19 protein-coding genes and 1 pseudogene are annotated in these 18,404 nt (G+C 49.3%); 6 read left to right on the top strand and 14 right to left on the bottom strand.

The features are described 5' to 3' along the window. Positions 1 to 338: 338 nt before the first annotated feature. The 5 genes from hutH to PBOR_RS05755 all read right to left on the bottom strand — a co-directional run bounded on the left by hutH (position 339) and on the right by PBOR_RS05755 (position 5,584). Positions 339 to 1,883 (bottom strand): histidine ammonia-lyase, encoded by a 1,545-nt coding sequence (gene hutH, locus PBOR_RS05775; protein ID WP_042210868.1) that lies wholly within the window; start codon positions 1,881 to 1,883, stop codon positions 339 to 341. Between the two features lie 149 nt (positions 1,884 to 2,032). Beyond that, positions 2,033 to 2,494: a histidine utilization transcription antiterminator HutP gene (gene hutP / locus PBOR_RS05770; protein WP_042210867.1), complete on the bottom strand. Its 462-nt coding sequence runs from the start codon at positions 2,492 to 2,494 to the stop codon at positions 2,033 to 2,035. A 366-nt stretch (positions 2,495 to 2,860) separates the two neighbouring features. Then, positions 2,861 to 3,838 carry a peptide-methionine (S)-S-oxide reductase MsrA gene (gene msrA, locus PBOR_RS05765; protein WP_081971916.1) on the bottom strand — a complete coding sequence of 326 codons (978 nt, stop codon included), beginning with the start codon at positions 3,836 to 3,838 and terminating at the stop codon, positions 2,861 to 2,863. A 31-nt stretch (positions 3,839 to 3,869) separates the two neighbouring features. After that, entirely contained in the window at positions 3,870 to 4,667 is a 798-nt protein-coding gene (locus tag PBOR_RS05760; protein WP_042210866.1) for an ABC transporter permease, read from the bottom strand. Next, entirely contained in the window at positions 4,664 to 5,584 is a 921-nt protein-coding gene (locus PBOR_RS05755) for an ABC transporter ATP-binding protein (RefSeq protein ID WP_042210865.1), read from the bottom strand. The genes PBOR_RS05760 and PBOR_RS05755 overlap by 4 nt, the downstream gene beginning before the upstream one ends. Before the next feature lie 156 nt (positions 5,585 to 5,740). Here PBOR_RS05755 and PBOR_RS05750 point away from each other — a divergent pair, with 156 nt between their 5' ends. Both PBOR_RS05750 and PBOR_RS05745 read left to right on the top strand, forming a co-directional pair. Further along, positions 5,741 to 6,475: a LytR/AlgR family response regulator transcription factor gene (locus PBOR_RS05750; protein WP_042210864.1), complete on the top strand. Its 735-nt coding sequence runs from the start codon at positions 5,741 to 5,743 to the stop codon at positions 6,473 to 6,475. Next, positions 6,472 to 7,755, top strand: a complete 1,284-nt coding sequence (locus PBOR_RS05745; RefSeq protein WP_042210863.1) for an ATP-binding protein — start codon at positions 6,472 to 6,474, stop codon at positions 7,753 to 7,755. The genes PBOR_RS05750 and PBOR_RS05745 overlap by 4 nt, the downstream gene beginning before the upstream one ends. Positions 7,756 to 7,779: 24 nt before the next feature. Here the strand turns inward: PBOR_RS05745 and PBOR_RS05740 are convergent, their stop codons facing one another. From PBOR_RS05740 to PBOR_RS05735, 3 genes are read right to left on the bottom strand one after another with little or no spacing between them, the layout of a single operon-like run. Continuing rightward, entirely contained in the window at positions 7,780 to 8,163 is a 384-nt protein-coding gene (locus tag PBOR_RS05740) for a hypothetical protein (protein WP_042210862.1), read from the bottom strand. Further along, positions 8,150 to 8,326, bottom strand: a complete 177-nt coding sequence (locus PBOR_RS36850) for a hypothetical protein (protein WP_157763980.1) — start codon at positions 8,324 to 8,326, stop codon at positions 8,150 to 8,152. Before PBOR_RS36850 ends, PBOR_RS05740 begins: the two co-directional genes overlap by 14 nt. Beyond that, positions 8,323 to 8,577 carry a hypothetical protein gene (locus PBOR_RS05735; RefSeq protein ID WP_042210861.1) on the bottom strand — a complete coding sequence of 85 codons (255 nt, stop codon included), beginning with the start codon at positions 8,575 to 8,577 and terminating at the stop codon, positions 8,323 to 8,325. Before PBOR_RS05735 ends, PBOR_RS36850 begins: the two co-directional genes overlap by 4 nt. A gap of 244 nt (positions 8,578 to 8,821) precedes the next feature. On the opposite strand from PBOR_RS05735, the gene PBOR_RS05730 reads away from it, so the two are divergent. Together PBOR_RS05730 and PBOR_RS34880 are read left to right on the top strand one after the other, a co-directional pair. Further along, a complete protein-coding gene (locus PBOR_RS05730) occupies positions 8,822 to 9,088 on the top strand; it encodes a hypothetical protein (protein WP_042210860.1) in 267 nt (88 codons plus the stop codon). Beyond that, a pseudogene (locus PBOR_RS34880) lies at positions 9,089 to 9,305 on the top strand (IS3 family transposase); the annotation flags it as partial. A 217-nt stretch (positions 9,306 to 9,522) separates the two neighbouring features. Here PBOR_RS34880 and PBOR_RS05720 read toward each other — a convergent pair. Together PBOR_RS05720 and PBOR_RS05715 are read right to left on the bottom strand one after the other, a co-directional pair. After that, positions 9,523 to 10,140, bottom strand: a complete 618-nt coding sequence (locus PBOR_RS05720) for an NAD(P)H-dependent oxidoreductase (RefSeq protein WP_042210859.1) — start codon at positions 10,138 to 10,140, stop codon at positions 9,523 to 9,525. Positions 10,141 to 10,160: 20 nt separating this feature from the next. Then, entirely contained in the window at positions 10,161 to 11,258 is a 1,098-nt protein-coding gene (locus tag PBOR_RS05715) for a lipocalin-like domain-containing protein (protein ID WP_042210858.1), read from the bottom strand. A gap of 124 nt (positions 11,259 to 11,382) precedes the next feature. On the opposite strand from PBOR_RS05715, the gene PBOR_RS05710 reads away from it, so the two are divergent. Continuing rightward, positions 11,383 to 11,922 (top strand): TetR/AcrR family transcriptional regulator, encoded by a 540-nt coding sequence (locus PBOR_RS05710; RefSeq protein ID WP_042210857.1) that lies wholly within the window; start codon positions 11,383 to 11,385, stop codon positions 11,920 to 11,922. 996 nt (positions 11,923 to 12,918) lie between these two features. Here PBOR_RS05710 and groL read toward each other — a convergent pair. From groL to PBOR_RS05690, 3 genes are all read right to left on the bottom strand, one after another. After that, on the bottom strand, positions 12,919 to 14,547 hold the full coding sequence (groL, locus tag PBOR_RS05700) for a chaperonin GroEL (protein WP_039302101.1): 1,629 nt from the start codon (positions 14,545 to 14,547) through the stop codon (positions 12,919 to 12,921). Between the two features lie 142 nt (positions 14,548 to 14,689). Then, positions 14,690 to 14,971, bottom strand: coding sequence for a co-chaperone GroES (groES, locus tag PBOR_RS05695; protein ID WP_039302104.1), 282 nt, complete (start codon positions 14,969 to 14,971; stop codon positions 14,690 to 14,692). A 332-nt stretch (positions 14,972 to 15,303) separates the two neighbouring features. Beyond that, complete coding sequence (locus tag PBOR_RS05690) at positions 15,304 to 16,185, bottom strand: LysR family transcriptional regulator (RefSeq protein WP_042210856.1); 882 nt, start codon at positions 16,183 to 16,185, stop codon at positions 15,304 to 15,306. A 146-nt stretch (positions 16,186 to 16,331) separates the two neighbouring features. Between PBOR_RS05690 and PBOR_RS05685 the strand changes: the two genes are divergently transcribed. Further along, complete coding sequence (locus tag PBOR_RS05685) at positions 16,332 to 17,579, top strand: MFS transporter (RefSeq protein WP_042210855.1); 1,248 nt, start codon at positions 16,332 to 16,334, stop codon at positions 17,577 to 17,579. Here PBOR_RS05685 and tatC read toward each other — a convergent pair. Further along, positions 17,560 to 18,330 (bottom strand): twin-arginine translocase subunit TatC, encoded by a 771-nt coding sequence (gene tatC, locus PBOR_RS05680; RefSeq protein ID WP_042210854.1) that lies wholly within the window; start codon positions 18,328 to 18,330, stop codon positions 17,560 to 17,562. The genes PBOR_RS05685 and tatC overlap by 20 nt on opposite strands. Positions 18,331 to 18,404: the final 74 nt, after the last annotated feature.

Genomic DNA, 18,404 nt, shown 5'->3' with positions numbered 1-18,404 from the left:
GTTGCAGAAAATACAGCATTCCTCCTCTTCCAGCCGGCTTAGCGGGAGAATTCTTGTATTCCGTACAACAATCCCCCTGAACACCCGGGTATCCAGGTATCAAAGTTGCAAAACGTACAACAATTATGCCTATATCGGCTGAACCACAGGTCTCAACCGGCTTCCAGACGTAAACTACGGGCAAACAGTGTCATCACCGCCCATTGCCTCATTTAAAAATTCGCCAAAGGGCTTGATTGGCTGAACTCCGTCCTCCAGAAATAAGCGGTTATGCGGATTGAATGATTCTGCTTGCCCCACCAGCGATTGAAGGGTTACTTGAATGCATCTGGACTTGATCAGGAATGAAACGGAACCAGTGCGAACAAATCCTCCAGCACATCCGCTTCCTTCATCCATTCGGCGATAACCGCGAAATCACCGGACAGCACCCGGTCCCCGTCAACCGGAGAGATCTGCTCACGGCAGCGGTCATACAGCCATTTCGTGCCCTTCCCCAGTAGCTGCGGCCCGCGGAAATCGGCCGCCTGCGCCCCGCAGAGCAGCTCGATCGCCAGCACCGCGTAGGCGTTATCGACGATCTGCTTCGCTTTTCGCGCGCCGATCGTGCCCATGCTTACATGATCCTCCTGGTTGCCGGAGGAGGGGATCGAATCCACACTGGCCGGATGAGCCAGTGATTTATTCTCGGACACTACGGATGCCGCCGCATACTGGGCGATCATGAACCCCGACTGCAGCCCGCCGTTCTTCGTCAGGAACGGGGGCAGTCCCTCGTTCAGCTGCGGATTGACCAGCCGCTCGATCCGCCGCTCGGCAATATCCGCCAGCTCCGCCGCGCTGATGGACAGATGATCCATCGGCAGCGCAACCGGCTGCCCGTGGAAGTTCCCGCCGGAGATCACCTTCTCTTCATCCGCGAAGATCAGCGGATTGTCCGTGGCCGAGTTGATCTCAATCTCCAGCTTCTCTGCGACATAAGCCAGCGCATCGCGGCTAGCGCCGTGGACCTGCGGCGCACATCGCAGCGAATAGGCATCCTGCACCCGCACTTCCCCCTGATTAGTCATCAGCTTACTGCCGGCTGTCAGATTGCGTATATTATCGGCCACCTGCCGCTGGCCTTTATGGGGACGAACCGCATGCGTCGCCGGGTCGAACGCATCCCGGACCGCCCGCAGCGCCTCACAGGTCAATGCAGCCGTGCAGTCGGCCCAATTGGCCAGATTCAGCGCATCCCGGCAGGCCAGCGTGCCGACAGCGGTCATCACCTGTGTCCCGTTGATCAGGGCCAGCCCTTCCTTGGCCGCAAGCTCGATCGGCGTAAGGCCTGCCTTGGCCAGCGCCTCCCCACCGGGCATCCGCACGCCCTGATAATAGGCTTCGCCTTCGCCAATCAGGACCAGCACCATATGCGACAGAGGGGCGAGGTCACCGCTTGCGCCGAGGGAGCCTTTCTCCGGAATCACCGGCACAACATTCCGGTTCAGCATCTCCACCATCAGCTGGATGACCTCCAGCCGGATGCCGGAATATCCCAGGGCTAAGGCGTTCACCCGCAGCAGCAGGATCGCGCGCACGACCTCCTCCGGGAACGGCTCACCAATTCCGCAGCAATGGCTGCGGATCAGATTAAGCTGCAGCTGCTTCGTGTCCTCAGGCGAGATGTACGTATCACTGAATTTGCCGAAGCCGGTCGTGAGGCCGTACACCACTTTTTTCTCCAGCAGGAGCTTCTCCACATATTTGCGGGTACGGTCCACCTTACGGCAGCTCTCCTCGCCCAGATCCACCATTCTGTGATACCGGGCCACCTTGACGACTTCCTCTATGGTTAATGTATTGCCGCGGATCATGACGGTTTGATTGTCTATTTCAAGCATATGCCTCACCTGCTTCCCGGATAATAGAAAAAGCCCATACCCTAATAGAGGTACCGGCTTCTATATCACTAATCGCTAAATTACGGCTTATTCTGTTTCAGGCTGCTTCTTTTCTTGCGGATGATACCTAAATGATACCTAAATAATTTCTAAATATGATTGAACCCAAACCCTATCGCTTCATGCTCAAAGCCCTTTTTGGGCGCACCGATCGTGCCGTAGGCACAGACTGCAATCCATTCCCCTTCATGCTCTACGCTGCCGGTCATCTTCCCCCGTACAATGGCAAAAGTAAGCCCGACTGTACGCAGAATATCGCCGAACTGTACAATCCCGCGGCCTATACTCTGGATGGTCTCAATGATGGCATGATACAGCGAGTGAACCTCCCGGTAGGAATTGCTGTCGATAATATTATTATTCTTGGCCGCCGTTTCGATCGCCGCGATCACTTTGATCATATCCATCGCCCCTACCCGGCCAATCGTATAGCGGAAATCCCGGGTATGCAGCTCCTGCTCGACAACCTTTTTCCATTCATGCTCCTGCAGAACGGCCAGAAGTATTGCTAATTTGCCAATTGGAAATGATGAAGCCGATGCTTCTCCCATGCCGGAGATCTCCTCTTTTCTTGAAGCGTTTGCCCCGATTTAAGCCACATACAGCAAAAAAATGTAACCGAAACAAGGAAACCTCCGTTTCCTGATTTCTCAGCTACATTCTGTTAACTAATGACTATATATCGCTGAGTAGACTATAACCTCGCCGCCTGACTTTGTCAATCGCGAATGTGACCTAATATAACATTGAGTCCGCTTATAAAGAGTCTACCGGTTCATCACGTTATATAATATGCCTTACAACTGCTAATCATGAATAGTCCTCATAAAAAAACAAGTCAGGGCAGTCCCCCTGATCCGGGAGCCAGCCCTAACACATACAAAACCTCGTCTATAAATTCCGCCTTCACCTTTAGGTTATACGCGGCTCTCCCGCTCAAACAGCTCCAAATACCGTCCAAGCCCGTTATCCGTAAGCTCCGTCTTCGGAATAAACCGCAGCGCGGCAGAGTTCACGCGGTAATGCAGCTTCGCCGGTTCCGGGCCATCGTAGAATAGATGCCCCAGATAAGCCCCGCTCAGCCTGCTGCGCAGCACGGTCCGTACTTCGCCGCCGCTATAATCCGCTTCCCTGCGGACCAGCCCCTCTTCCAACGGCCTGGTAAATCCGGGCCAGCCGGTGCCGGAGTCGAACTTATCCTGCGAGCTGAACAGCGGATCACCGCTAATAATATCAGCGTAGATCCCTTCCTCGAAGTGATTCCAATATTCGTTCTGATACGGCGGTTCCATGGCCTTCTTCTGGGTGACTTCATACTGCAGCTCTGTCAGCCGATTCAGCAGCTGCTTCTTGTCATCCCGGCCGTTCCAGTGCAGCTCCGTGAAGTCATCACGGCCGGAGCCCTTCTGATACAGCTTATAGTCCAGCGGATGGGTCCGGTAATAATGCTGATGCTCCGCTTCCGCCGGATAGAAGGTGGTTGCCGGCAGAATTTCCGTCACAATGGGTGCTTTGAACCGTTTGCTGGCTTTCAGCGCTTCCTTTGACCGCTCTGCCTGCTCCCGCTGCTCTTCGCTATGCACGAAGATCGCTGCCTCGTAAGCACGCCCCCGGTCCATGAATTGCCCGCCGCTGTCTGTCGGATCAATCAGCTGCCAGTAAATGTCCAGCAGACGTTCATAAGGGAAGCGCTCCGGTTCAAAGGTGATCTGCACCGCCTCCCTATGCCCCGTCGTATCTGTTTCTAAGTCCTCATAGGTAGGTTTCTCCGTATGCCCGCCTGTATAACCGGATACCACCGAGACTATGCCCGGCAGCTCGTCGAACGGCTTGACCATACACCAGAAGCAGCCGCCGGCGAAGGTGGCAAGCTGCTGTTTATTCGTAGTATTCAACCAGACCGCCTCCTTGCACTCTTTCCTCCCATTATATATGAATATCTTTTTTCTCCAAAGAGACCAGCGCTGCACTCAGACATAGAACAATCCATACAGCCGGAATCCACAGCGCACGCCTGTAATCTGCCGCTCCTGACAGAACGATTCGCTGTGAATGCTCGACATACATCCCCGAGAATTTCAGAATCTGCGTCATCAGGGAATGCCCGGAAACTGTACGCAGTATGGCTGAGGATGAGTCCTTGAGATACCCTGCGAGCAGAAAGTTGCCAAAAATAAAGAAAAAAGCCGCCACCACAGCCGAGGCCGTTATACGGATCAGCATTCCCAGCATCATGACTGCGGCACAATAAGCCGCCAGATAGAGCAGATTCAGGCCAAACGCCTCCAGACCGGCTGCTGCATCTGCCGCCCAACCTGAATGACCGATGGGGGCACCCGTGAACAGGGCAGCCGCGAGAGAGAACAGATAGAACAGGCCGTAGAATTCCAGCAGCCAGCCTAGCACTGCAAGCAGCTCCAACACATATTTAGCGGTGAAATATTTCGCCCTGCTCTGGCCTGAGGCGATTATATTCTGTACTGAGCCATGCTCAAAGCCTTCCGTAGAGAAGAAGCAGGCATGCAGCGGAATGACCAGATAGAACAGAATGGAGAAGGAAGCAGCCGTCTGGAGCGGCTCCGCATAGTTGCTTAAGGCATAGCCTCCTTTGCTGCCCATTATCAGAACGAGCACGAAGCTGGCCAGGGCGAATGCGGCCGTGACGCTTTTGAACGCCAGGTCCTTGCGCAGGAAATAGATTTCAGCCCTCCATAGATTTCTCATCTTCCGCCGCCCCCGATCAGATCCATATAATAATGTTCAAGATTCGGAGCCGCCAGGTTAAATCCGTCAACCGGGATCCCCAGCTGCACAAGAGCTGACATCAGCTGCTCCAAATTCACCGTGTCCCTGGGAATCTCAATCTGCCCCTTCCGGTTGATAGTGATATCTTCGCGCTCCAGCTCCCGCTTCAGCATATCGGCTGCGGTTGCCGGATCGGAGGTTGTGATACAGATCATCGTCCGGGCAGACTGCAGCAATTCAGCAGCATCGATCTCTTTCACAAGTCTCCCTTGATGAATGAAGCCATATTTGCCGGCCAGCAGCTGCAGCTCACTCAGAATATGGCTGGAGATAAGGATCGTTACACCCTGCTCATGGGCCAGCTGCTCCAGAATCCGCCGGATCTCCACGATCCCCGCCGGATCCAGTCCGTTGACCGGCTCGTCCAGCACCAGGAAATCCGGCCGGTTCAGCAGTGCAATGGCAATACCCAGCCGCTGCCGCATGCCAAGCGAATATTCCCCGGTTCGCTTCGGCCCGGCCTCACTAAGGCCTACAATCTGCAGCACTTCAGCGGTTCTGCTCTTGTCCCGGATTCCAAAGATCCGGCTATAGAAGCCCAGATTCTCCTGCGCACTCATCTGCGGGTACAGTGAAGGCCGTTCGATCAGGAAGCCTATACGGCGTCTGGCCGCAATCAGCTCCGTTTTGCCCTGCTCTCCGAACAATGCCATCTTCCCGCCTGTCGGGTGTACCAGCCCGCCGATCATTTTCATCAGCGTAGTTTTACCCGCCCCGTTCTCCCCGACGAATCCGTACACATCCCCCGCCTCAATTCTCATGCTGAGCTTATCCAGCGCGCACCCCGAGGGGTATTGCTTCGATAATCCCTGCGCCTCAAACACCAGTGCCGTCACACCCAACACTCCTTCTCTATTTCAGATCTGCTGACGGCTATAAAGATAACATGCCTCTTCCAGCCCGCTGCGGCCGGTGTCAAATTCACGGGGGATCATGTCGTTATTAAGGGAGAATCTGTATAATGAAGGGATAAATCCAATTTGGAGGAACCCATGATTCATATCGCGGTCTGTGATGATGACCCCCGTATGGCCGGAGAGGTAGAACACCTGATCTTGGCTGCCGGGAAGAGTTCGAGTGAGAAAATTGAAATTTCATTGTACTATTCGGGAGAAAGCTTCACCCGGGCCCTTAAGGACGGCTGCTGCTTTGACATCATTTATATGGATATTGAGCTGGGGGGACTGGATGGAATTACGGCGGGGCAGATCCTGCGGGAAGACGACATCAATGATCCGGTACAGCTCATTTACATATCAAGCTATGAACAATATCATGTGCAGCTGTTTGATCTGCGCCCGTCAGGCTTCATTAAGAAGCCGGTGGAGCCGGAGCTGTTCAAGCGGAAGCTCGAGCAAGCCTTACATAAAACCATCCGCACCAGGGGACAGAACCGGATGAATTTCCTTGCGGTGCAGCAAAAAGGCCAGGAATTGCGGATTCCATACCGGGAGATTCTCTATTTGGAGAGCAGCATCAGAAAAATCACGCTTGTTACCAGGGACGGCCTGCTGCAGTATTACGGCAAGCTGAGGGAAGAAGAGCAAAAGCTGCCCGTCAGCCATTTTGTGCGGATTCATCAGTCCTATATTGTGAATTTCTATTCGGTTAAAGCAATCAGCGCCAAAAAAATAGTACTGGTTAACGGCCGGGAACTGCCGGTCAGTGACAAACACAGCCAATCTGTACGGAAGGCTTATCTGAACTTCAGGGGGGAGATGGCTTGAACCCCGCACTCTTGGATGAACTCCTGTATCTCGCTGCTCTGCCGCTGATTCCGGTCATCCTTCATTCATTCTTCAACCACTGCTTCCGCTGCCGTGTGCAATCGGGTACACTTCTCATTCTGATCTACACCTTGTATCCGGGTGCCCACCTCCTGCTGCATCACAGCGCACTCCCGGACACCGTTCTGCTCGCAGCGAATACCGGACTTATTCTATGTCTCTCTCTGCTTTACCAGGGCGGTTTCAAGTGGCGGATATACGCTGCCTTATTTATATCCGCATTGATCGTTCTCGGAGATGGTGTAATACCGCTGGCCTACACGGACACCGGTTACAGGATAAGCCTGCTGCTCTCCAAGCTGCTTATGCTGCTGCTCGTCTTCCTGCTGCGGCGGCTGGTCAAAGGGGATGGCAGCGGTCATCTGGCCGGCTGGTTATGGTCCCTATTGTTTCTCTGCCCTGTTCTTAGTATTGCTGCACTGCTGCAGCTGTCCAATCACCCGTTCTTCCAGCTCTATCCGCAGCTGTTCCCGGTGGTCCCGGCCTTGCTGCTGGCCATTAACTTCCTGATCTTTGTGCTCAGTGACCGCGTAATGGGCATTCAGTCTGAACGGAGCCTGCGCCTGCTGCTGGAGCAGCAGAACAGCTATTATGTGAATCAGTATCACAGAAACCGCGAATTTCAGGAGGAAGCCTTCAAATTCCGTCATGATTTCAATAATATCCTGCTGGGCCTGCGTGCCAGTATCCACAGCGGGGAAGAAACAGCTTCCGCTTCCGCTGCGGAGCTGGATGCGCTGCTTGGCTGGACCGGGCAATCCGCAGACTACTGCCATACCGGCAATCCGGTGATTGATTCCATCCTTGATTATAAGCAGCGGAATGCGGCTGCTGAGGGTATTGGTTTCCGCCTGGATCTCCATCTTCCACCACGGCTTAGTCTCGATACCCCTGTCATCAGTGTTATTCTGGGGAACGCCCTGGATAATGCGATTGAAGCAGCCCGTCAGGTGAACCCGGTGCCGGACCGGTACATCGCCGTACATATGCATTATTTGAACAACAGCTTATTTATGCGGATACAGAATCCTTACTCCCATGTTATTGTCAAAAACACACGCGGGGATATTGTGACCACGAAGCCCGATAAGCGTTCCCATGGCATTGGACTCCAAAATATCCGCACAACTATAGAGAACGCCGGAGGATTGTTTCATATCTTGTACAGTGACAATCTGTTTCAGCTGGAGCTGGTGCTTTTTCAGATTGAATCTGTTTAAGGATGGGATAGGGTCGGATTGAGCCTATTTGAGCCTATGTTGTCTGTCTGATTGGTTTGAACGGTTCCGGGTCTTTGCATCACGCCGGTTGGCATCCCATAGCTCCTTATGCATCCAGCCTGCGAATACCAGCATTACGAGAGTCAGAATCAGCACATACTCCCGTATGATGTTCGACAGACTGCCGTCCACATTATATCCGAGAATAATATTCATCCGCCCCCACAGCAGATTGAGACATAGCAGGGCCACGGCGCCATAGGTAACCCATACACTCCGGAGATACAGATTATAGGTCCGCAAGGGGCCTCGTCCCAAAAAATACCTGCGGTAACGGATTACATAAGCAGTAAAAGCAATAAAGGCTATCGTTTCCAGTGTGATCAGTGTCAAGTCAACAATTTCCATGCAGATCATCTCCCCTTCTACCTAAGCCGGTGCGGTGCAGATCAATGAGTCTCTCCAGATCATTGGATTCATACGCTTCCTGAATTTGGCCCAAGGTATCAATTTCAAGCTTGACCCGGCTGGGCTTCATCTCGTGTTTTCTGAATATATCGAGGAGCTTCACTTGTTGACGACCTCCTCATCATTAGGTTTTTTCTCTGCGGTACCTCTCTCGATCAGCAGCTTTACGAGCGTACGGTTATATTCATTCAGCTGCTTTTCGTTCTCTTCATCACGTTTCTGGTAATTCTGAATCACTTTCTCTTTGTTCGCTATTTGCTTTATACTCCAGATTAATGCAGTAGATAACAGAACATTTAGCACGACCGAACCATTGTTATTCACAAAAAGGCCAGTCAATGCACTGAAATCCATTTGTATCCCCCCGTTCCTATAAAGTAATCGAGATCATGCCATCGGATATAGATTGCACCCTTACCCCCTGTCCACATTTTCGGCAAAAGCCCTTGCCACCGCTCACACCACAACACCCTCATAGTAATCTACTCTTTCAGAAGCATTGTTGATTGGGTTGAGGAGTATATTGTTAGAATGGCGGCGTGAGGCTTAGAGGAGTGGAGGGCTATTGCGGGGAGGGCTGCATTGTGGAGGAACTCTCATGAACGTACTGAGGAGAAGTGCATACTTCCAAGGAACATCGGCAAAGGAGGACAAGGTGGAAACTGCGCAGAAAGATAGCAGAGGGAGGCTGAAAAGGAGAATTCTAGCATGTAACCAAATATTAGCGAGCGTCGCGAACTACAGTTCCGTTCATTCTCAGTCCACCGTAACAAGTAGAAACGGCTATGCCGTCCTTCAAAAGACAGTATCCGTTCCAGCGAAAAAGATAAGGATGATGGATGGAGTAAAACATATAAATCCTTAAATGAAGGAACTCGGACTTCATTGTATGGTTCGTAGGAAGAAGTATCGCTCGTACAAAGGGGAGCCCGGAAAGATCGCACCCCATCTCTTGAAAAGAAATTTCAAGGCAGATGCACCAAATGAGAAGTGGGTAACGGATGTAACTGAGTTCCATCTCTTTGGTAGAAAGATACCTTTCGCCCATCATGGACCTGTATAACCGGGAGATCATGAATCATCGAAGAACTAAAGAAAAGCTCCAAGAATTGTCTCCAGTAGAATACCGGCTACAGTCCTTGAAGGCAGCTTAAAATACAAAATATCTAAGTTTTTGGGGTCAGTTCACCTGAGCCAGTGGGCATTATCTCACACGTTGCGGATTTAGTAATGGCTCCCATAATCTGAGTTGCCACTCCCCTACTCCATTACTGCCATCGTAATTGCTAATCTTGATACTTAGAGTGATGCAAAGCGTTTCTCTGTTTTTTCTAAAGCTTTCGTTCTAACTTGTAGTGTACGACCATCCATACCAGCATAGTTATACCACTTCAGCTTGTGAAACCCCATTTTCCGAAATGTGCCACGAAATAGTATTTTAGTAATGGGATTACCAAATATCCATCTGTATAAGAACCCTGGGGTGGCCATTACTGTTAATAGTGATACTCCCTTAAGCTTTTTTAACTGGTTAACAAAGGGTCTACTTTTTTTAGGTTCCTCATAAATGATTCCTTTAACAAACACTTTATCTAAAAACCCTTTTGTTGATGCAGGCATCGATTCCCACCAAATTGGGAAAAGAAAAATGATATGTTCCGCTGCAGACAATCTTTTTTGATAATCTTTTACAAGAGGGTCGAGGGTTTTCTTTTGTCTCCACGCCGATAGTTCTTCCGCTGACATCACAGGATTAAATCCATCTGCGTGCAAGTCAATGAGATCTACTTCGTGCCCACCGGAATGAAGACCTCTAGTAATTGAAGCCAATAATGCTGCTGAATAGCTTCTCTGATGAGGAATATTCTCAGAAGCCTTCGCTGTGTAAGGATGGTCAAATATAATGAGTACTTTCATATGAACTCGTTCTCCTCCTATTATTCACAAATAATGGCGTCTTTGATATTGCTAAAGAACATCTGCTCCCACAGACCTTCCTGCTGATACACCTTTTGCTTCCCATTTTCGTTGACTGTCAACTTAACTTTCCCAACACTACGAACATACGTTGGATTCATTTTCAAAACTTTTACAACGACACGCATAGGTAAAGAAAGCTTCATGCCGTCCAATAAAGAACTCGCAACGATATCAGATTCCCGATGATACTCAATTTGATAAGAAGTGTTATTGCCAGAGGACTGAATAAACTTCAATTGGTTATCCATGAATTTCTTTGTAATGGGGTGATTAATCGTATCCTTTCGTTCTATTCTTGTGTTCTCCTCTCGATCTTCCAGAACCTTACCGTCCTTAGCGATCATGATGAGAGGCATACGTGTATAACCATACTTTTTCTCAGCAATGATATCGCACGATATTATGGTATAAGGTCCAATATTAGCACGGCACCAGTACCAATGATTTATGAGCCTATTCATTTCTGCGTTGCCCCAATTATGATCGTGATATCCGTTACCGACTAATTCACGACGTTGACCATTCACAGTAAGTACGGCCTCCAGATCGGCAGAAGGCTGGGCTACGAACCATGCGAAGAAATCCTTTTGCTTCTCTCCAAAAAATATATGTCCTGTTTTAGGTCTCCACATGGGCACGATAGAATTCATGGTACAGCGATATTCAATATCATCGTCAACGAAATGGATCAAATAATTTCCATTGGAATATTGGATACTACTTCTATCAATTTTCACATCGCATGTTTCTTTGGAAGCGCGGATAGTGCTACCTTTCTCTTCCGATATTTTTTTCGAAATACTTCTCCCATCAGGCAACGTCAGATCAAACCGTATCGTTGGGCATGCCTCACCTTTGAGGTCGAACTCATACTTGGTGAAAAACACGACTACAATTTTAGTTCCATCTGTAAATTCGGAGTCAAAATACCACCATTCGTAACTTCCCGCTTGACCATCCGTCCTCATACCATCTTCCCATTTAGCAGGTTCTTTCGTGATTCCTAATCTTTTGTAATCTTCATTTGTATGCGCTAAAGTCACTAGCTTATTCATTCTAAATTCCTCCGCATCTAACAAGTGTCACACTTGTATAACTTGTTGGATTAGATTATAATTGGATGTCTATGAAGCAGTCAATAAGTGTGACAGAGGTTACACATTAGAGGTGATTTGTGACATGTCTACTCGCGTTAATCCTATTGCGCAACGATCAAAGAAATGGTTAAGCGATGCTTTAATTGATCTTTTACAAGAGAAACCCTATAGCAATATCACGATTACAGAGATTTGTGATAAAGCTGAACTTGTTAGGAAAACCTTTTACCGCAACTTCACATCCAAGGAAGCTGTCCTCATCGAAATCATTGATTTGATGTTTCAAGATTTTTTTAAATATATTAGTGATCAAAACTTAGGACCTCATGACATGCCCCTTGCCTATTTCACATTTTGGGAAAAACATAAAGTTTTTCTGCATATTTTAATCCAAAATCAATTATATGGACTTCTTAACGACCAATACGTTATTTACTTAGAAGCGATGGAACATATCATAGGTACTAAGCGAGAGTATCATAGCGAATTAGAAAAAGATTATATGAGAACGATGATGGCTGCAGGGTTATGGAGTATATTGAAAAAATGGATTATACGCGATTGTAAGGAATCTAAAGAAGAAATGGCTAAAATGACACTTGATTTTTTTGATATAGAGTAAACCTATATTTAGGTTAAGCTACTAACCTTTTTACAATTTTGATTCTTATACCGTCAAATCAACCTTTGGCATATAGCACCGTCCCTATACGCCAAGTATTTGGGGGTTACTATGAGATGATATCCACCGTCTTCGTGGCAGCACCATATGTCACTGTTGTCCCCAAGGCCTCATAATACACCCATGCTCCGGATGCAAACTCTGCAATTTGCCCGGTCTTCCCTGCCCATACGCCCGGTTGCCCCGGAAGGGATAATATAACGGTCCGCTTCTACCGGACTGGCTGGCCGTGCGACAAGGTTCTGATCTTTTACCGATGCCTGCGGCTTGATATTACTATAGGAGCATATGTACCTAAAGATGAGGTTTCTGTTGAGGATCTAGAAAACATGACCAAATACCGAAATATCTCGAAAAGGAAGAACTCCACTTGTTTTTAGTAACAGCTCGTATATACGGCTTGGATAGGGATTATGAGATTTTTCATACCCTAGCTTATACTGGCATAAGGGTTGGTGAATTATATGCTACTGAGTATGTACTCAACACTCCCAAAACAAAAAGTTCAATCCGGGGAATAGTTGTTGATGAAGAAGTTCTCAATAACATTGAAAATCTACAGGTATATAATCAGATGGAAAAGGCTACTAAAAAGGAGGCTTATCATGATCCGCGGATTCATTTTTTACAAGCGAGGTCAGTGTGCTGGATACCCTGAAGTGATTAAACAAGTTCAATTACAGATGGCGAGACTACTTAGAATTTCTAATTTGAACCTAGAGTTAACGCCCATTCCTTAAGGCACACTCACACCTCTCTCTGTGCTGAAGCAGGACAATAACCATTTAATTACAACTAAACTGAGAAAGAAAGAGGCCTCACAAAAGTTCACAGAACTAATGAGAGGCCTTAAAAACGAATCTGATGTTAACAAATAGTTAAAAACCAAATAATATTTAAAGAAAAAGCCTTGTGCAACAAGGCTTTTTCTATTTCTTACATCATGCCGCCCATTCCGCCCATTCCGCCCATATCAGGCATTCCGCCCTTTTCCGGTTCTGGCTTGTCAGCGATAACAGCTTCAGTGGTCAGGAACATTGCAGCTACAGAAGCAGCGTTCTGCAGAGCATAACGTGTTACCTTGGCAGGGTCAACGATACCCGCTTCGAACATATTTACCCACTCATCGGTAGCAGCGTTATAGCCGATACCTACAGCTTCTTTTTTCAGACGGTCCACGATAACGGAACCTTCCTGGCCTGCGTTAGCAGCGATGGTGCGGACAGGTTCTTCCAGTGCGCGCAGCACGAGGTTAACCCCTGTTCTTTCGTCGCCTTCAGCTACAACAGCAGCTACAGCAGCATATACGTTCACAAGAGCTGTACCCCCACCGGATACGATACCTTCTTCAACCGCAGCGCGGGTTGCGTTCAGGGCATCTTCGATGCGGAGCTTGCGCTCTTTAAGTTCAGTTTCAGTAGCAGCACCGACTTTGACAACGGCTACGCCGCCAGCCAGTTTAGCCAGACGCTCCTGCAGTTTTTCTTTGTCGAATTCGGAAGTTGTTTCTTCCAGCTGGGAACGGATTTGGCTTACGCGTGCGTTGATGTCAGCCTTGTCGCCGCTTCCGTCTACGATTGTAGTGTTCTCTTTGGTTACGCGCACTTGACGTGCGTTACCCAGTTGCTCGATGGAAGTGCTTTTCAGATCCAGTCCAAGCTTCTCAGTGATCACTTGGCCGCCTGTCAGAGCAGCGATATCCTGCAGCATAGCTTCACGGCGGTCGCCGAATCCAGGAGCTTTAACCGCTACAGCATTGAACGTTCCGCGCAGTTTGTTCACGATCAGCATCGCCTGAGCTTCGCCTTCGATATCTTCAGCGATGATCACCAGCGGACGCGCCTGTTGAACGATCTTCTCAAGCAAAGGAAGAATTTCCTGAGTGCTGCTGATCTTCTTGTCAGTGATCAGGATGTACGGGTTCTCCAGAACAGCTTCCATTTTGTCCGTATCTGTAATCATGTACGGGGAAATGTAACCGCGGTCGAACTGCATACCTTCTACCACTTCAAGCTCAGTCAGGAATCCGCGGGATTCTTCAACGGTGATAACGCCGTCTTTGCCGACTTTTTCCATAGCTTCAGCAATCAGTTGGCCTACTTCTTCGTCAGCAGCAGAGATAGCAGCTACTTGTGCGATAGACTGGGAATCTTCGATAGGCTTGGAAATTCTCTGCAGTTCAAGAACAGCAGCTTTAACCGCTTTGTCGATACCTTTACGCATAACCATAGGGTTAGCGCCTGCAGTAACGTTCTTCAGACCTTCGCGGATCATGGCTTGAGCCAGAACTGTTGCAGTTGTAGTACCGTCACCGGCTACATCGTTAGTTTTGGTAGCAACTTCTTTAACAAGCTGCGCGCCCATGTTCTCAAATGCATCTTCAAGCTCGATTTCTTTGGCGATGGTAACACCATCATTAGTGATTAGCGGGCTGCCGAATTTCTTCTCAAGCACCACGTTGCGGCCTTTAGGTCCGAGTGTAACTTTAACCGCATTTGCCAAAGCATCAACCCCGCGCAGCATTGCACGGCGTGCATCTTCACTGAATTTAATTTCTTTTGCCATTGTGTTGTTAACCTCCTAAAAGTTTTGGTATAGCCTTATCTTCCTGCAACCGTCTCAAGCAAAGCTCGCACCGGAAGCATACATTTAAGTTGTGGGTCATCGTTAAGTAATCTGGATCGAACTTATAAAAGGCTCTAACAGACTAGTCAAGAATTGCGTGAATGTCGCTTTCTTTCATAATCAGATATTCTTTGCCTTCGTATTTGATTTCAGTTCCGGCATATTTCGAGAAAAGCACACGGTCGCCTTCTTTAACTTCCAGCGCTACACGTACTCCGTCTTTCAAAGCTCCGCTGCCTACAGCGATAATTGTGCCTTCTTGCGGTTTCTCCTTGGAAGAGTCCGGAAGCACGATCCCGAAAGAAGTGGTTTGCTCTTGCTCGCTTGGTTCTACCAATACGCGTTCACCTAGTGGTTTAATCATGAAAAAATAGCCTCCTTTGAAATTATGTTGTTTACCTTGAAAACATAGATTGAACTGCCGGGAATCTTAGCGGTCCTTGCGGCACTACCGAGAATCAGCATACTTAAATGCAGTTTCGCCGGCCCATTCCCTATTTTCCGCAGCGTTAGCACTCAACCCTCTGTAGTGCTAACAACAATTTTTATGATACTCAACTTGAAGACGGATTTCAAGTCCTTTTACGTAAAATCGTATTTGTTTTGGGGAAAATTATGGTTTCAGGGGTTGTCCGGCACACACTCTCTTACATTCTATCCACCAAGGGGCAATTTATGCCCCGGTTATCTGGTTTGTTATATTGCCGTGTTACGAAGCCCCATGGTGCGGATATCCTCAAGACTGTTCCTAATAAACTCCCTGGCCAGTGCTGAAACACAGTCATGATTATTCACTGCAAACATAATCCCCTGCTGTATAGAAGGCTTAAGCGGGATTACCGAAAGCTTGGGGATTCGTCTGGAAATATAAAAATCCGGCAGAATAGAAACCCCCAGTCCCTCCTGAACCATGGCCTGTATCGTATGGATATCTTTAACCTCTATCGTTGTATGGATACAAGAATATCCGGACAGGATCAGCTTCTGCAGATCCCTGTCTCCCGGCATAATGAAGCGGCGCTCTCTGAGCTGTTCCAGGCTTAGGCTTCCTTCTTGCCCCAGCGGATGATTCTCGGGCAGAATCACAACCATTTCGCCTGTAATCAAAGGCACCGTGCACAACTGGGGCTCCGGAAACATTGTAACGCCGACATCAATGATACCACTGGAGATCCAGTGATTGATTTCTTGCGAATCTCCTTCGAACAGCACAAGCTCCACCTTTGGAAACGACTGCTTAAAAGACGCTGTCAGCTCCGGGATAAACCGGCAGGCGATATCCGGCGCAGCGCCGATCCGTAAATTCCCGGTCTGCAGTTCTGCGGACAGCAGCGCCTCCTCTTTCATAATCTGCTCTGTGCGGACAATCAGCTCAGCATGCTTCAGCATGTTTTCCCCGTCCCGGGTCAGAACAATGCCTTGATGACTGCGGTGGAACAATAAGACTCCCAGCTCCTTTTCCAGGCTTTGAATCATCTGGGAGACCGCTGATTGTGTAAACGCAAGACCCTCGGCAGCTTTGGTGAAACTGTTATACTTCGCTGCTGCTGCAAACACCTGCAATTGGACTATGGTCACTGGTTATCTCCTTCCGGCAGGCTTATGCCCTGATGAGTCTATTAGCAAATACTTATCATGGTATTACAAACCTTAATTTCCCGGACGCCTGAAGCGGCAGCTATACTTCAGATGTGTTCACAACACGGGAAAGGAGTTCTATATTGATGAAAATACGCACACTCCAAAGCTTCCTGCGAAGTTATAATTCTGCAGTTTGGATACAATTTACCGGCACGGTCCTCAGCGCGCTGACCCAGTTCATGATCCGCCCTTTTCTGGTGCTCTACTTGCATGACCTCATGGATGGTGCCGTGCTGTTGCCAATTCTTATCGTAACGCTTCAGCCTCTCTGCGGAATGGCCGCAGGAATTGGCGGCGGCACCTTGAGCGACCGGTTCGGGCGCAAGCCGGTGATGTTGATTTCACTGCTGCTGCAAACCCTCTCCATGGCGGGATATGCCGTCGCAGACAGCGTTGTCTTATTTGCCTTGACCTCAGTGGTAAACGGCATCGGCTCTGCCTTGTTCGAGCCCGCCGCAAACGCCCAGGTTTCGGACATTGTGAGGCAGGAGCAGCAGGGAGAAGTATATGCCCTGCTCCACATGGCCCTAAATATCGGAGCAGCCTTCGGTCCCGCACTGGGACTCATGCTGTTCACCTGGAATGCACATGTTGTATTCTGGCTTGCCGCGCTGCTGCTGGGTATGTACTCGCTGCTGCTCTGGACACGTTTGCCGGCAGCGCCGCCTCCAGCTTCTCACATGGTCAGAGGCAGAAAGTCCTCAAACAGCCTTTCCACCTTCAAAAGCCGGGAAATGCGGTTGATTCTGCTGCTGACACTGTGTTATCTGCCGCTGGGATTTCTGTATGCCCAGGTGAATTCGACATTGCCTTTCCATCTCCAAACCCATTTCGGCAATTACAAGGCTGTCCTCACCCTGCTTTTAACCTTCAACGGGATTACAGTCATACTGCTACAGCTGTGGATAGCCAAAGCCACTGCCCGCTTTAGCGCCCACAAGATGCTTGGCCTTGCTTATGTGCTGTTGGCGGGGGCTGCACTTGGCTATGGGATTGCCCCTTCACTCCTGTTTCTTCTGGCTGCAGAGCTGATGTTCTCCCTTGGCGAGATGCTGCACGGACCACAGATCCGCAAAGCAATCTCTGAGACCGCTCCGGCGGAACGGCTAGGGTATGCCTTTGCAATCTTTGGGCTCGGGCCGCAAATATCCAGAACGCTGGGACCGCTGATTGGCGGAATTCTGCTGGGCCGGTGGGGAGGAGCCGTCCTATTCATATTATTGGCGGGTTCATTTCTGGTCATCGGAGGCTTGCAGTTCAAACTCCTGAAGATACGCAGTGCATATCAGAACTGCAGAGAATGTCTGCCGTCTACGACTCCTGCGCCTTAATATAACGCGCTTCCCGCTGCGCATCCTCCGCCAACTGCCTCCGGTAGACGAACGCAGACAGAAATACACTGAATTCATACAGCACCAGCAGCGGAATCGTCACCAGAAAATCCGAGATGAAATCAGGCGGTGTAATCACTACAGCAATAAATACGAGTGCAAAGTAAGCATACCGCCGCATCCGGCGCAGGCGCAGCGGATTCAGCACTCTAAGCTTGGTCAGGAACATCACAATCAGCGGCAGCTCAAAGAGCAGGGCCAGCGGAATCACCAGACTGAACAGGAAGCTGAAATATTCGGCTATGCCGTAAGTCTCCTCAAGCCCCATGCTGCGCGTAATGGAGATCGTAAATGACAAGGCCATAGGAAATACGATGTAATAGGCGAAGGCTATGCCCAGAATAAACAGAATGAACACATACGGCACATAACGCAGCGCTGCGCTGCGCTCCACAGGACGCAGGCCCGGGCTGATGAACGCCCACAGCTGAAAGACAATAAACGGCACGGAGAACGCCAGCGACACGGCCATGGCAATCTTCATGTACATCCCGATCCCATCCCAGAAAGAGAAGGCATGCAGCACGAACCCCTGGGCCGGGTCAGCGCTGATCAGATATAAATAGATTGGCTTGGCAACGAACAACCCGATTACAAGTCCGGCTACAAATACAATCAGCACGTAGATAAGCCGTCTGCGCAGCTCGGTCAGATGATCGACCAGGGACATTTCTTCCGCTTCCAGAGACATGACTCACACCACCCGAAATGACATATGAAATGTCTATATAATTACAGTGACTTGCCGTATCAGCATAATGCTGC

It is taken from the genome of Paenibacillus borealis, assembly GCF_000758665.1.
GTDB classification, from domain to species: domain Bacteria; phylum Bacillota; class Bacilli; order Paenibacillales; family Paenibacillaceae; genus Paenibacillus_AQ; species Paenibacillus_AQ borealis.
The sequence above is the reverse complement of the archived record's forward strand: the minus strand, read 5'-3'. Positions and strand labels throughout refer to the sequence as shown.

Excerpts from the sequence above, each read along its gene's own strand:
- PBOR_RS05730 (WP_042210860.1), top strand. The coding sequence starts at position 8,822 with ATGAACGTACTGAGGAGAAGTGCATACTTCCAAGGAACATCGGCAAAG.
- PBOR_RS05735 (WP_042210861.1), bottom strand. The coding sequence starts at position 8,577 with ATGGATTTCAGTGCATTGACTGGCCTTTTTGTGAATAACAATGGTTCG.
- PBOR_RS05685 (WP_042210855.1), top strand. The coding sequence starts at position 16,332 with ATGAAAATACGCACACTCCAAAGCTTCCTGCGAAGTTATAATTCTGCA.
- PBOR_RS05720 (WP_042210859.1), bottom strand. The coding sequence starts at position 10,140 with ATGAAAGTACTCATTATATTTGACCATCCTTACACAGCGAAGGCTTCT.
- PBOR_RS05750 (WP_042210864.1), top strand. The coding sequence starts at position 5,741 with ATGATTCATATCGCGGTCTGTGATGATGACCCCCGTATGGCCGGAGAG.
- PBOR_RS05760 (WP_042210866.1), bottom strand. The coding sequence starts at position 4,667 with ATGAGAAATCTATGGAGGGCTGAAATCTATTTCCTGCGCAAGGACCTG.
- hutP (WP_042210867.1), bottom strand. The coding sequence starts at position 2,494 with ATGGGAGAAGCATCGGCTTCATCATTTCCAATTGGCAAATTAGCAATA.
- PBOR_RS05710 (WP_042210857.1), top strand. The coding sequence starts at position 11,383 with ATGTCTACTCGCGTTAATCCTATTGCGCAACGATCAAAGAAATGGTTA.
- tatC (WP_042210854.1), bottom strand. The coding sequence starts at position 18,330 with ATGTCTCTGGAAGCGGAAGAAATGTCCCTGGTCGATCATCTGACCGAG.
- groL (WP_039302101.1), bottom strand. The coding sequence starts at position 14,547 with ATGGCAAAAGAAATTAAATTCAGTGAAGATGCACGCCGTGCAATGCTG.
- PBOR_RS05715 (WP_042210858.1), bottom strand. The coding sequence starts at position 11,258 with ATGAATAAGCTAGTGACTTTAGCGCATACAAATGAAGATTACAAAAGA.
- hutH (WP_042210868.1), bottom strand. The coding sequence starts at position 1,883 with ATGCTTGAAATAGACAATCAAACCGTCATGATCCGCGGCAATACATTA.
- PBOR_RS05740 (WP_042210862.1), bottom strand. The coding sequence starts at position 8,163 with ATGGAAATTGTTGACTTGACACTGATCACACTGGAAACGATAGCCTTT.
- groES (WP_039302104.1), bottom strand. The coding sequence starts at position 14,971 with ATGATTAAACCACTAGGTGAACGCGTATTGGTAGAACCAAGCGAGCAA.